9 protein-coding genes are annotated in these 13,446 nt (G+C 69.0%); 3 read left to right on the top strand and 6 right to left on the bottom strand.

Annotation, left to right across the window (positions count from 1 at the left end; all coding sequences use genetic code 11):
* Positions 1–96 precede the first annotated feature (96 nt).
* The 3 genes from HNV26_RS08335 to HNV26_RS08325 form a co-directional block, all read right to left on the bottom strand.
* On the bottom strand, positions 97–1,182 hold the full coding sequence (locus HNV26_RS08335; protein WP_171440861.1) for a PhoH family protein: 1,086 nt from the start codon (positions 1,180–1,182) through the stop codon (positions 97–99).
* A gap of 87 nt (positions 1,183–1,269) precedes the next feature.
* Positions 1,270–2,385: a DUF4388 domain-containing protein gene (locus HNV26_RS08330; RefSeq protein WP_171440862.1), complete on the bottom strand. Its 1,116-nt coding sequence runs from the start codon at positions 2,383–2,385 to the stop codon at positions 1,270–1,272.
* 6 nt (positions 2,386–2,391) lie between these two features.
* Positions 2,392–4,599, bottom strand: a complete 2,208-nt coding sequence (locus tag HNV26_RS08325; RefSeq protein WP_253816347.1) for a hypothetical protein — start codon at positions 4,597–4,599, stop codon at positions 2,392–2,394.
* A 116-nt stretch (positions 4,600–4,715) separates the two neighbouring features.
* Here HNV26_RS08325 and mazG point away from each other — a divergent pair, with 116 nt between their 5' ends.
* Positions 4,716–5,906: a nucleoside triphosphate pyrophosphohydrolase gene (gene mazG / locus HNV26_RS08320; protein ID WP_171440864.1), complete on the top strand. Its 1,191-nt coding sequence runs from the start codon at positions 4,716–4,718 to the stop codon at positions 5,904–5,906.
* Between the two features lie 140 nt (positions 5,907–6,046).
* The gene (gene rpsT, locus HNV26_RS08315) at positions 6,047–6,322 is read left to right on the top strand and encodes a 30S ribosomal protein S20 (RefSeq protein WP_171440865.1); all 276 of its coding nucleotides are present in this window, start codon (positions 6,047–6,049) and stop codon (positions 6,320–6,322) included.
* A 72-nt stretch (positions 6,323–6,394) separates the two neighbouring features.
* On the opposite strand, the gene lptE is transcribed toward rpsT, so the two are convergent.
* The 3 genes from lptE to leuS all read right to left on the bottom strand — a co-directional run bounded on the left by lptE (position 6,395) and on the right by leuS (position 10,064).
* Positions 6,395–6,868, bottom strand: a complete 474-nt coding sequence (gene lptE / locus HNV26_RS08310; RefSeq protein ID WP_253816353.1) for an LPS assembly lipoprotein LptE — start codon at positions 6,866–6,868, stop codon at positions 6,395–6,397.
* An 88-nt stretch (positions 6,869–6,956) separates the two neighbouring features.
* The gene (locus HNV26_RS38920; RefSeq protein ID WP_366816813.1) at positions 6,957–7,466 is read right to left on the bottom strand and encodes a hypothetical protein; all 510 of its coding nucleotides are present in this window, start codon (positions 7,464–7,466) and stop codon (positions 6,957–6,959) included.
* A gap of 96 nt (positions 7,467–7,562) precedes the next feature.
* Positions 7,563–10,064, bottom strand: a complete 2,502-nt coding sequence (leuS, locus tag HNV26_RS08300; RefSeq protein WP_171440908.1) for a leucine--tRNA ligase — start codon at positions 10,062–10,064, stop codon at positions 7,563–7,565.
* Positions 10,065–10,573: 509 nt separating this feature from the next.
* Between leuS and HNV26_RS08295 the strand changes: the two genes are divergently transcribed.
* The gene (locus tag HNV26_RS08295) at positions 10,574–13,444 is read left to right on the top strand and encodes a SusC/RagA family TonB-linked outer membrane protein (protein ID WP_171440909.1); all 2,871 of its coding nucleotides are present in this window, start codon (positions 10,574–10,576) and stop codon (positions 13,442–13,444) included.
* The last annotated feature ends 2 nt before the right edge of the window (positions 13,445–13,446 follow it).

The raw sequence follows: 13,446 nt of genomic DNA, 5'->3' as shown, positions 1-13,446 counted from the left end.
CAAGGACGCAGCGCCTGGGAATATTCGCGAGGGTGGGATGGGGTACGCCCGCCCGGCAGGGTACGCACGGGTGGGCGTAAGTAGGTATTGGCACCGTTATTCGACGGCAACGGGCTCGGTGGCGGTGGCCGCCGCCGCGGTGGGCGCCCGGGCGGCAGCGGTTGCTGCGTCCCGAGCCGCCTGGGCTTCGCGCTGGGCGACGTCCGCCCGGTCGTAGGCGCGGATGACTTCCTGGACCAGGGGGTGGCGGACGACGTCCACCTCCGAGAACTCCGCGAAGTGGATGCCGTCGATGTTCTTCAACACCGCGCGCGCATGGTTCAACCCGGACATCTTCCCCGTGGGCAGGTCCACCTGCGTCACGTCACCGGTGATGACGGCCTTGCTGTTGTAGCCCAGGCGCGTGAGGAACATCTTCATCTGTTCCACCGTCGTGTTCTGGGCTTCGTCCAGGATGACGAACGCGTCGTTGAGCGTGCGGCCACGCATGAAGGCCAGCGGGGCCACTTCCACCACGCCCTGCTCCAGCAGCTGCGCGGCGCGCTCGGCCGCCATCATGTCGTGCAGCGCGTCGTAGAGCGGCCGCAGGTAGGGGTTCACCTTCTCCTGCAGGTCTCCTGGCAGGAAGCCCAGCTTCTCACCCGCCTCCACCGCGGGGCGCGCCAGGATGATGCGCTTGACCTTGCGCTCCTGGAGGAAGGCGACCGCCATGGCCATGGCGAGGTACGTCTTGCCCGTGCCCGCGGGGCCGATGCCGAAGACGATGTCGTGGGAGCGGATGGCGTCCACGTAGCGCTTCTGGTTGATGCTCTTGGGGGAGATCTGCCGGTTGCCGGAGCTCTTGAGCACCGGGCCCAGCATGACCTCCTGCAAGGACTCCGCGCCGCGGCCGAGCACCTTGATGCCCTGCTCCACGTCCTCCCGGTAGACGGGACGGCCGGCGCGGATCATCTCCTCCAGGTTCTCCAGGAGGCGGACGGAGAAGGCGACGGCGTCGGACGGGCCGGAGAGATGGAACTCGGTGCCGCGTTGTCCCACCCGGACCCCGAGGCGCCGCTCCATCAACTTGAGATTTTCGTTCTGGTTGCCGCAGAGGGCCAGGGCGGTCGCGTTGTCACGAACGTCCACCTTGGCGGAGGCGGTAAGCACTTCGGGCGCTTCCAACGTGGCGGGATTTCGCAATGCGGATTCTTCCTCGGTCTATGTCGCTACGGCTGACACCAACGTAACGCCGCCCCCAGGGCCGCGAAAGACGACTTTGTGTCAGGACTAGCGCAAGGGTGGCAGGAGAATGAACTGCCGAGCGGCCAACCGCCGGTAATAGTACTCTTCCCGCCACGGGTATTTCAGTTCGCCCGGTTTCAACAGTCCAGCCTGAACCAAAGAATCCAGACGTTCGGGCAGCTCACCACGTTCCAGGCGAAACACCTCGAGCGCGGCCTCGATGCGGACGCGCTGGGCCTGGGAAACATGACGTTGAGCCGCTGAGTCCGCCAATACCGCGGCAACGCCCGCTTCGTGGTCCGGACGCACGGCCCGGGGCACCACCAGCACCACCGCCGCCAGCACCCCCATGGTGGCGACGAGGCGCCCCAGCGGCCCCGTCACGCGAGCCAGCAGGCGCTGGTCCCCTGGCGCGGGGGCCGGGGCGCCCTCCGGGAGTATCGGCCGGACGTACTCGCCCTTCACCAGGTTGTAGAGCGCCTTGCAGGTCTCGAACTCGCCCAGGCAGGAGATGTCCACCAGCTTGCGCAAATCCCTCCCGGGCGAGAGCTCATCATAGATGCGCCGCTCCGAGGGGCCGATGGCGCCCAGCTCCCCACCCTCTTCTCCGCGCGGCTGAGGCAGGGCCTTGATGCGCTCGAAGACCAGGTCGTCGCGGTGGATTTTCTGCCGGATGACCGGCCACTCATCCACCATCCGGAAGCCCTCCATGAGCACCGTCTCGGCGCGCAGCGGATGGATGGCTTCCGCGTCCGGCTCCACCGGCTCCTGGATGAATTCGTAGGTGCCCGACTTCCAGGTGAAGAGACGGTAGAGGGTCTCCGTGGCCTGAAGCTGCATCATCGCCTGGAAGCGCTCGGCGGTGAGGGCATGGCTGGAGACGAGCACGTCCCCCAGCCGCTTGAGCGTGCGGCGCTGCGTCTCCAGGGCCGCCTCGAGCTGCGTCTCGGTGATGAGCTCCGAGCGCACCAGCATGGCGCCGATGAGCTCCTTGCGCTTCCGGGTGACGCTCTCCGCCTTGATGATGTGGCCATCGTTGAAGCCGATGCGCACTTCCTGGTCCTTGGCGCGGACGTGGAGCGTGCCCGTCTTCTGCTGCTGCCCGATGAGCTGCAGGATGTCGCCAATACCAAAGTCCTTCAGGGTGCCTTGCAGGGACATCGCCGTTCACTCCCCCCGCCGCAGACGGCGCAGACCGCGCAACGACAGCAGGTGGACACCCAGCAGCAGCAACGCCGCGGGCGCGAGCTTGAGGTAGAGCGGGGCTTCACCATAGGGCCCTCGCACCAGTCCCTGGTGCAGGAGCACCGCGGCCAGCGCGAAGAGGAAACCGAACGCATACAGCGCGCCGCGGACCGGCACACCCGAGGCCACGTGCCCCGCGCCGGATAGCACCGCGCCCAGGGCGTACGCCGCGCGGCCCGTCCAGGCCTGATGCCGCTCCACCTGGAGCTGCTTGCGCGCCCGCAGCTGCTGCGGCACCAGCCCCCGGCGGGAGAAGACGTTGACGCACTGGCCACATTGCTTGCTGCCGATGCCCAGCTCCGGGTCGCAGCGCACGCACACCGCACGGCCACAGCGCTCACACACCTTGGCCGCCTTCAAGCGGTCCCCCAAGAAGCCCCACAGGGCCAGCAGCACCGCCAGCGCCGCGGCCACCGAGGAGGCCATGGGCCCAGGTGGAAGCCCCGGGAGCAGCCAGCGCGACACCTGCGTCTCCACCTGGCGCCCCGCCCCCGTGCCATCCGCGAGCGGAAGCCAGTCGGACTCCCCCAGCTGCGGGGACAGCAGCAGCAGGTTGAGGAGCAGCCGGTCCTCCGGCGGAGGGTCCCGGACCAGCAGCGTTCCATCCAGCGCCTGCGCCGAGGCCATGGCCGTGGCGGCGCGATCCAATTCCTTGCCGACCTCCGAGTCCGGCAGCGTCTTCGCCCTGCGGCGGACCACCTGCGCCAGGTTGTAGTGCGGAGCCGCCAGGTCCGGCGCCGACCGCGAGGCCTGCACGTAGAGCAGCGCCGCACCCTCCGCGTCTCCCAGCGCGACCAGGGTGTTGCCGAAGCGCGTGAGCAGGCGCGCATCCGAGCTCTTCAGCGCCGAGGCGGCCTTGAAGTGCGTCCCCGCCTCTTCCAGCAAGCCACGCCGGGATTCGAAGTACGCCAGCGACAGCACCTCCGCGAACGTCGCCGAGCGGGACTCCATCCGCGCCAGCACGCGCGCCCGCGCCTCCTCGGCGGACAGACCGCCCCGCTCCAGGAGGTACACGTCCTCGGCCGGCGTACCCGCGAACGCGGTGACACGCGCGAGTTGCCCCGCCGCCAACGGCAGGAGCCCCACGCCCGCCACCAGCACCGCCGCCACGACCCGCTCCCTGCGCGAGAGATAGAGGGACACGGTGGCCAGCATCACCAGCAGCGCGGGCAGCACGCCCAGCCCCAGCACCCACGACAGGCTCAAGAGCAGCAGCCCCAGGACCAGGGACTGCCACCGGGAGAAGACTCGCGGCAGCAGGTGGTGGAAGTCATGCAGCGCGTAGCGGACCTTCCTCAGGAAGAACAAGCCCATCAGCAGCACCGCGGTGGCCCCCCAGGCCAGCAGCACCAGGGCGCCCAGGTCCGCCAACGCGGGCCGCCGATAGCGGGCATCCTGCGCCAGTGTCGCCAGGGCCTGCCGCACCTGCCCCAACGAGCGGGACACGTCGCCCGGCTTCTCCAAGGCGTAGAGCTCCGCCAACTCGAAGCGCGCGTAGGGCAGCCCCGGCGACAGCTCGACCGCCACCTCCGCCAGCCGCACCGCGCCGGCCATGTCCCCCGCGCGGCGCCGCACGGCCGCTTCGCGGAGGAAGCCCACGCTCAGGGGTTCCAGGTCCGTGGCGGCCAGCTCCACGCGCAACGTCCGCAGTTCCTTGAGGGCCGCCGCCGCGGCGTCCCGATCATTCGTCGCGCGGGCCTGCCGCCACCGGTTCCAGAGGGCCTCCAGGTCCGCATCCGTCACCCGCGGCGCCAGCACCGGACTCAGCGTCACCGGCCTGGGGGTGATGACCGTGGGTTCCTCGAGCGGCGGAGGACTGGCCGCCGCGGGAGCCCGGCCATTGGCGGGGGCCGATTCGGCGGCCCTGGCATTGCGAGCGGGCGCCCTGGGCGCGTCGTCCGCGTCCTCGGTGGAGGCATCCTCCGCGGCGGGGACGTCTTCTTCCGGCACGTCCTCCGCGTAGGCGGCGTCATCCACCGGATCCATGGACTCATCCCGCAGGTCGGGCTCCATGGGGCCCGGATCCACCTCGGGAAGGCGCGTGGGGGCCTCCAGCTGCGCGGACGCCACGACGGGCACCAGAAGCGTGAAGCCACTGAGAAGGAGGGCAAGAAGCGGCAGGCGGATCATCCAGAGGGTGGATTGTAGGCGACCCAGGGCCAAGCGCGAAAACGAACGCCAGCCCGGCCGCCCACCTGCCGCGTTTGCCGGACAGCACCCGACCCGTGCGTGCTACAGGAACGTGCATGGCGGACACGACGCTGAACCCCGGGGCGGAGCTGGAGCGACTGGTCGACATCATGCGGCGGCTGCGCGCTGAAGGCGGCTGCCCGTGGGATCGCGAACAGGACCTGCGCTCGCTGCGGCCCTACCTCCTGGAAGAGGCCTTCGAGGTCCTGGAGGAGATGGACCGGGTCGCCTACGGCGGCTCCTGGCGGACCTTCTGCGAAGAGTTGGGAGACCTGCTTTTCCAGATTGTCTTCCACGCCCAGCTCGCCTCGGAGCTTGGGGAGTTCTCCCTGGCCGACGTGGCGAAGGCCATTGGCGACAAGCTGGTCAGCCGGCATCCCCACGTCTTCGGCGACGGCCAGCGCATGGAAGGCGCCGAGCAGGTCCTGGACAACTGGGCCAAGCTGAAGGCCGCGGAGAAGAAGCGCAAGACGGGCCGGGAGGGCTCGGTGCTGGACGGCGTCCCCGTCGCCGCCCCGGCGCTGATGCGCGCCGAGCGGCTCACGGAGAAGGCCAGCCGCATCGGCTTCGACTGGCCGGACGTCGCCAGCGTGCGCGCCAAGCTGACGGAGGAGCTGGGGGAGCTGGACGAGGCCATCGCCGCGAATGATCGGGATGCCATCGAGCACGAGCTGGGGGACGTGCTGTTCTCGCTCGCCAACCTCGCGCGCTTCGTCGGAGCCCCCGCCGAGGACGCGCTGCGGATGGCCATCCGCCGCTTCACCGCCCGCTTCCAGCACATCGAGTCCGCCCTCCGCGCCGAGGGTGTCGCCCTGGGAGATGCCACACTGGAGCACATGGAGCGCCACTGGCAGGAGGCCAAGGCGCGCGAAAAGGCCCTGCCGTCCCCGACGTGGGTTCCTCGCGCGCCCGTCACCACGTTGCGGCTGGGCGTGGCGGATCTTCCCGCGCAGCGCGCCTTCTGGGACGCCCTGGCGCCCCGGCTGGGGTGGATCACCCGACGGGCTCCGGCGGCGGAGCAGGCCCTCTATGAAGCCGGGGGCATCCTGATCGCCTTCGAAGCGGCAGGGATGCCCACGACGGGCCTGCGGCTGGCCCTGACGGCCCCCTCCCCGGCGGCGGTGGAGCGGCTCCCCGGCATCCTCGCGGAGATTCCGGGGAGTCGGCTGATCCAGCACCAGGCCGGCCGGCTCACCTTTCAAGATCCCGCGGGGCTGGTGTGGGAATATACGACTTCGGTAGAGTGATTTTCCTCGCAGGTGCCCTCGGCGGGGCGTCCAGAGCCCGGAAATCCCGGCTGGAGGCCCACACCCGCCTTGACGCCTGCGAGGCGTCGCAGTAAGGACGGCCCCTCTTTTTAGCCTGCCATTACCGCTGGAGATTTCTCTTGGCCAACACCAAGTCCGCAGAGAAGCGTCACCGTCAGTCCCTGAAGCGCCGTGCGCGCAACGTCACCGTGCGCGGTGAGGTGAAGACCGCCGTCAAGTCCGCCCGCGAGGCGCTCGGCAGCAAGGATGGGGCGAAGATGACGGACGCCATCAAGTCGGCCGCCAAGGCGCTGAACAAGGCCGCCACCAAGGGCGTGCTGCACAAGCGCACCGCTTCCCGCCGCATCTCGCGTCTCGCGAAGGCCGCCACCAAGGCCGCCCGCGCGCAGGCCTAGTCGAAGCCCCGGGGCCACCTCGCGTGGCCCTGCTTCATCCGTGCAGGCTGCCGGGAGGAGGCCCCTGCCTCCTCACCAGGCGCCCGCGAGCCGGTCGTACCCATCCCGCATCAAGACCTCCGCGAGGCGCTCGAGCGCGACCTGCCGGTTCGCCTCCGCCTCCAGGATGTCTCCGCTCCCCAGCACATAGTCCTCCGAGCCGAAGACCTCCGTCTGCTTGAGGACCTGTCCGTCCTTCACCAAGCGGATCTGCGCGCGAGCGGAGACGCGGAAGAAGAAGCCCGGGCTGGTGCTCTTGCCCACCACGGTCGTGGGCGTGTTCGCCACCGACAGCACCGTGCCCTCCATGCGCCCGTCGCAGGACTCCGCGCTGCCCAGCCGGCCCACGCGGATCAGCTCCTGCCGTAGGAAGCGCGTGAAGACCGTTTCCAGCGTGGGCTCGGGCGTGGCGTTGAGGAAGACGGGCGCGCAGAGGGACGTCACGCCAGCCGGCAGACCGTCTCCGCGAGGCGCCAGGCGGTAGCCACAGCCCGCGGCCACCCACATTCCCACCACCACGCCAATTCGAAGACGCCGGGGTCCGACAGCGCAGGGTCGCGACATGCGCGGCACCCTACCCGGCCCGATCGGCCCGTCAAGACAGAGGGCCACCGTCTTGCGTCGGCGGCAGCGCTGACGACTCACCATCGACAGCCACGCCGCGCACCCGCAGGGCCTCCGCCAACGACGTCCACGCCGCCAACAGCCGCGCGTCCCGGGGAGAGCCCCGCCGCGCCAACCCCAGGGGCCAGCGCACCAGCGCCCCCTGCCGAGGCACCAGGACGAGCCCGTGTGAGCGGCACGTCAACGCCAGCAGGACACCCAGCGCCGCCATGCCCCACCCCAGCACCTTCAGCGCGGCCGGCTGCGCCCACAGGCCCAGCAAGGCGAAGACGGCCAACGCCAGCGCCTCCCGGAAGTAGCGCGACTCCAGCCGCGCCTCCCGCAGCGAGGCCACCTCCACGGGAGGCACCATGACCGAGGGGTGCGGTTGATAGAAGAGCCGCGCCCCCTGGCCGGAGAGCATGCGCCCTCCGCCCAGGTCCGCGACGAAGAACGGCGCCTCCGGTGCCGGGCCCCCGGGAAGGGGCGCTTCGGGAAGCACGGCCTCGCAGGCAATGCACCGCGGGCGGCCCGCGGGTTGGGGCCGCCCACATGCACCACACATGACGAGGACCTCGGCCGGCACCGGTGTCCCCGCTCAGGTCGCGACGAAGTTCACGAGGCGCTTGGGGACGAAGACGAACTTGCGCAGCGTCTTCCCCGCCAGGGCCGCCTGGACTTTTTCGTCCGCTTCCGCCGCGGCGCGAACCTCCGCCTCCGCCGCGTCCGCCGCCACGCGAATCTCCGTGCGCAGCTTGCCGTTCACCTGCACGGCGTAGGGGATGACGTCGTCCACCACCAGCGCCGGATCGAACTCCGGCCAGGCCTGCGCGACGGTGAAGTCCTTGCTGCCGTAGGCCTCCGCGATTTCGTCCGCGATGTGCGGCGCGAACGGCGTGAGCACCGCCGCCAGCAACCGCACGGCCTCCGCCATGGCGGCCTTCTCCGCGGCCGTCTCAGGCGTCCCCTGTGCGTGGAGCGCGTTGAGGCCCTCCATGATGCCGGCGATGGCCGTGTTGAAGGACAGGCGCTCGATGGCCTCCCCCACCCGCTTCAGCGTCTTGTGGGCGGCGCGGCGGATCTCCAGCGACTTGCCCTCGTAGGGCCCGTCATGGGTGGCACCCGCGGCCGCCGCCTGGTGCGTGGCGGCCAGCGCCCAGACGCGCTTGAGGAAGCGGAACACGCCCTCCACCTGCTCGTCGGACCAGTCGAAGTCCCGCTCCGGCGGGCCCGCGAACAGCACGTAGGCCCGCGCCGTGTCCGCGCCGTACTTCTGGACGATGGAGGCAGGCGCCACCACGTTGCCCCAGCGCTTGGACATCTTCCGGCCATCCGGACCGTTGACGATGCCCTGGGTGATGAGCCGCGTGACGGGTTCGTCCACGGGGCTCAAGCCCAACAGCTTCATCACCCGCGTCCAGAAGCGGAAATAGAGCAGGTGCATCACCGCGTGCTCGGGCCCCCCCACGTAGATGTCCACGGGCAGGAAGCGCTGGGCCTCCTTCGGGTCGAACGGCGCGGCGTCGTAGTGCGGGGACAGGTAGCGCGCGAAGTACCAGCAGGAGTCAACGAAGGTGTCCATCGTCTCCGCCTCGCGCCGGGCAGGCCCGCCGCACTTCGGACACGAGGTGTTCACCCACGAAGCCACCTTCGCCAGCGGCGGCTCACCCTTGCCGGTGAGCACCGCCTGGGTGTCGATCTCCGGCAGGCGCACGGGCAATTGTGCCACCGGCACCGGGATGCCGTTGCGCTCCGGGTCGCACTTCTCGCAGTAGACGATGGGGATGGGCGTGCCCCAGTAGCGCTGGCGGCTGAAGCCCCAGTCCTTCTGGCGGTACGTCACCGTCGCCTTGCCCTTGCCGTCCTTCTCCAGCGACGCGGCCATGGCCTGACGCGCCTGCTCGGACGTCTGGCCCGTGTAGGCGCCGGAGTCCTCCAGCACGCCGTACTCCGTATAGGCCGCCTCCAGCTTGTCACCCGGCGGGAGCTTGTCACCCGACGCGGGCTGGATGACGACCTTCACCGGCAGGCTGTACTTGCGCGCGAAGGCGAAGTCGCGCTCGTCATGCGCGGGCACGCTCATCACCGCGCCGGTGCCGTAGTCGCTCAGCACGAAGTTGGCGATCCAGATGGGGACCGCCTGGCCGGTGAAGGGATTCTCCGCGTAGGCGCCCGTAAAGACGCCTTCCTTCTCCGTGCCCTCGCCCAGGCGCTCCGTCTTGGACTGGGCGGCCATGCGCCTGGCGAAGGCGTCCACCTCCGCGCGGCGCTCCGGCGTTGTCACCTGGGCCACCAGCTTGTGGTCCGGCGCCAGCACCACGTAGGTGCAGCCGAAGATGGTGTCGATGCGGGTGGTGAACACGCGCAGCGCGGCGTCGTGCCCCTGCACGCGGAAGTCAGCCTCGGCACCGTCCGAACGGCCAATCCAGTTCCGCTGCGCGGCGGTGATGCGGTGGGGCCACTCCTTGAGCGTGTCCAGCGCGTCCAGCAGCTCCTGCGAGAACCGGGTGATGCGGAACGCCCACTCGGGCATCTCCTTGTCCACCACGGGGGAGTCGCAGCGCTCGCAGACGCCGTCCTTCACCTGCTCGTTGGCGATGACGGTGTGGCAGCCGGTACACCAGTTCACCTTGCTGAAGCGGCGATAGACGAGCCCACGCTCCAGCATCTGGATGAAGAACCACTGGTTCCAGCGGTAGTACTCGGGATCGCTGGTGTTGACCTCGCGCTCCCAGTCGTAGCAGTAGCCCAGGCTTTTGATTTCCTTCTTGAAGGACGCGATGTTCTCGGCCGTGCGCACCGCCGGGTGCACACCATCCTTGATGGCCGCGTTCTCGGCCGGCAGGCCGAGCGCATCCCAGCCCATGGGATGCAGCACGTCGAAGCCCTTCATCCGGAAGTAACGTGCGTACACGTCCCCGAGCAGGTAGTTGCGGACATGCCCCATGTGCATCTTCCCGCTGGGGTACGGCAGCATCTCGAGCACGTACTTCTTGGGTGCACCGGGGCGGCTGCCTGCCCGGAAGATGCCCGCGTCGTCCCAACGGGTCTGCCACTTACCTTCAATCGCCTGCGGCTCGTAACGCTCGTTCATCACCATACCCATCGAGTCTCTTAGAGGAGGGACGTGCCCCAGGCAACAGTCTCGCCCGGAGAAATCCGTCCCGAACGTACGGCGGCACCAGGAGCGGCTGACGGGGGGCCCCGGGGCCTGGCCGCGTCCCGGGTCGGAGTCGCGCAGCGCCCCCCTGAGGACAGACGCAAGCCCGGCGGGCTCCAGCAGCAGGCAAACATTCCCGCCAACTTGAATTCAAAGATTAACAATAAAAGTGAGGATATGCCGTTGACGGCCAATCGTTGACCCAGTGACGATTCGCTTCACCGGCATCCTGCCTTGGGGGGAGCCGTCCATCCGCAGCGAGTGAGGACCGAATGACGCTGAGAAGGGCGTTGATTCCGGGGTGCGTGTTTGCACTCTTCTCGTTGGAAACGTTGGCGCAGGACGAAAATATCGCGCCACCCGCAGCCGAAGCACAGACACCGGCGGCACCCGCGCCAGAGGTTGCGCCGCAGCCGGCGCCCACGGCCCCCGCGCCCGCGCCCGCGCCGGTGAGCGGGCGCACGGTGAAGGGCCGCGTCGCGGACCGGCTCACCAACGAGGGGCTGCCCCTGGTGCGCGTCATCATCAAGGGCACCACCCAGGGCGTGGAGACGGAGCTGGACGGCACCTTCACCCTGCCCAACGTCCCCGCCCGCGCGGTGACGCTGCTCTTCTCCAGCCAGGACTACGGCGAGCGGGAGGTGCAGATTGGCGCCAACCAGCGCACCGTGGAGGTCGCGCTGGAGAACATCTTCTCTGAGGAGATGGTGGTGGTGGGCCGCGCCAGTGAAGTGGCGCGAAAGAACCTGGCCAACTCGGTGGCCTCGGTGAACGCCGAGGAGATCAACCGCGCCCCCGCCCAGACGGTGGACCAGGCGCTCCAGGGCAAGGTCGCCGGCGCCAACATCCAGAGCAACGGCGGCGCGCCCGGCGGCGGCCTCCAGCTGCGGCTGCGCGGCGTGTCCACCATCAATGGCTCTACCGCTCCGCTCTACGTCATCGACGGCGTGCTCGTCAGCGACGTGGCCATCGCGTCCGGCATGTTCGCCGTCACCCGGTCCGTGACGGGCTCCAACCCCAATCCCACCCAGGACAACCAGGTCAACCGCATCGCGGACATCAACCCCAACGACATCGAGAGCATCGAGGTCCTCAAGGGTGCTTCCGCCGCCGCCATCTACGGCTCCAAGGCCGCCAACGGCGTGGTCATCATCAACACCAAGCGGGGCCGCTCCAGCGAGCCGGAGTTCGCGGTGACGCAGCGCCTGGGCATGTACACGGCGCTCAACAAGCTCGGCACCCGCCGCTTCAACAGCGTGGAGGAGGTCACCGAGACGTTCGGTGAGGATGCGGCCCAGTACTACGTGCCGGGCAGGCGGTTCGACCACGAGTCCGCGCTCACGGGCCGCCGCGACCTGTCCTCGGAGACACTCGCCAGCGTCAGCGGCGTGGCGGGGAACACGAAGTACTTCGCCTCGGCGCTCATCAAGAACGACGAAGGCATCATCGCCAACACCGGGTACGAGAAGCAGTCCTTCCGCCTCAACCTGGGACAGAAGTTCGGCGACGCGGTGGACGTCAACGTCGCCACCAACCTGGTCCACTCGCTGGGGCAGCGCGGTCTGACGAACAACGACAACGCGACCATCAGCAACTATATGGTGCTGCCCTACTCGCCGGAGTTCCTGCCGCTGGGGGCCAGCTCGGAGGGCATCTACCCGCTGAACCCCTTCCTCGGAAACCGCGCCAACCCGCTGCAGACGGCCGCGCTGGTGAAGAACGACGAGGACGTGTGGCGTTTCATCGGCTCCGGCGACCTGACGTGGCACCTGTGGAAGTCGGACGCGCACCACCTGCGCGTGCTGGCCAACGCGGGCGTGGACCGCTTCCAGCAGGAGAACTCGCTGTTCTTCCCGCCCGAGCTCAACTTCGAGCCGCTGGATGACGGCATGCCCGGCTCGTCACTCTTCGGAACCAGTCAGGTGCGCAACCTGAACTCCGGATTGAACCTGGTGCACACCTACAAGCCCGTGTCCGGCGGCCTGGTGGCGACCACGTCCGGTGGTGTCCAATTCGAAGAGCGCAACATCGACTCCGTCTACATCGTCAGCAGGAACCTGAACGCGGGCCAGCCGAACGTGGACAGCGGCACCGCGGTCAACCTCCGCCAGAACCGCTCGCTGGTGAGGGACCGGGGCTACTACGTCCAGGAGGAGCTGCTCCTGCTGGACGAGCGGCTCACGCTGGTGGGCGCCCTTCGCGGCGAACAGAGCAGCGCCAACGGCAACCCCAACGCCCTGTACCTGTACCCGAAGCTGGCCTCCGCCTACCGCGTCCCCTCGTTCCACCCCCAGGTGAACGAGTTCAAGGTCCGCGCGGCCTACGGCGAGACGGGCAACCTGCCGCTGTACGGCATGAAGTTCAACGGACTGCGAGCCACGGGCAACATCGCCGGAAACCCGGGTCTGGTGGGCAGCGGTATCGCGGGTGACCCGACCATCCAGCCGGAGCGCCAGCGCGAACTCGAGGCCGGCGTGGACGCCCTCCTGTTCGGGGGCGACGTGGTCGCGGAAGTGTCCATCTACCAGCGCAACATCAGCAACCTGCTGCTCCAGCGGGCCCTGGCGCCCTCCGGCGGATTCACCACGCAAATCTTCAACGGCGGCGCGCTGCGCAACCGTGGCGTCGAGGCCATGCTCCAGGTGACGCCCGTGCGAGGCAACTTCGAGTGGACCAGCGCCGCGACGTTCGCCCTCAACCGCAGCCGGGTGACCGACCTGCCCGTGCCCGCGTTCCTCTCGGGAGGCTTCGGGACCGCGCTGGGCGCCTTCCGCATCGAGGAGGGCGCGTCGGCGACGCAGATTGTCGGCAACGACGGCGTGGATGAGAACGGCAACCCGATTGTCCGGAAGATTGGCGACACCGAACCCACCTTCCGCATGTCCTTCACCAACAACCTGAAGTTCCAGGACTTCAGCCTGTCCTTCCTGTTCGACTGGCAGCAGGGCAGCGACATCATCAACCTGACCCGGTACATCTACGACGATGCCGGAACGTCACCGGACTACACGACGGGCGGACGCGAGCGCATTGCCCGAAGCCGCACGCATGCGAGCGCGTACCTGGAGGACGCCAGCTTCCTCAAGCTGCGCGAGGTGACCCTCATGTACAACCTGCCTCGCGACTGGGTGACCCTGGTGCCCGGCGTGAAGACGGCCCGGCTCAGCGTGAGCGGACGCAACCTCCTCATGTTCACCCGCTACTCCGGGCTGGACCCGGAGGTGAGCAACTTCGGCAACCAGGCCATCGCCCGCAACGTGGACGTGGCCCCCTTCCCTCCCAGCCGCAGCTTCTGGACGTCCATCGACGTCGGGTTCTGAGC

The sequence above is a fragment of the Myxococcus xanthus genome, assembly GCF_013116825.1.
GTDB classification, from domain to species: Bacteria; Myxococcota; Myxococcia; order Myxococcales; family Myxococcaceae; genus Myxococcus; species Myxococcus xanthus_B.
The sequence above is the reverse complement of the archived record's forward strand: the minus strand, read 5'-3'. Positions and strand labels throughout refer to the sequence as shown.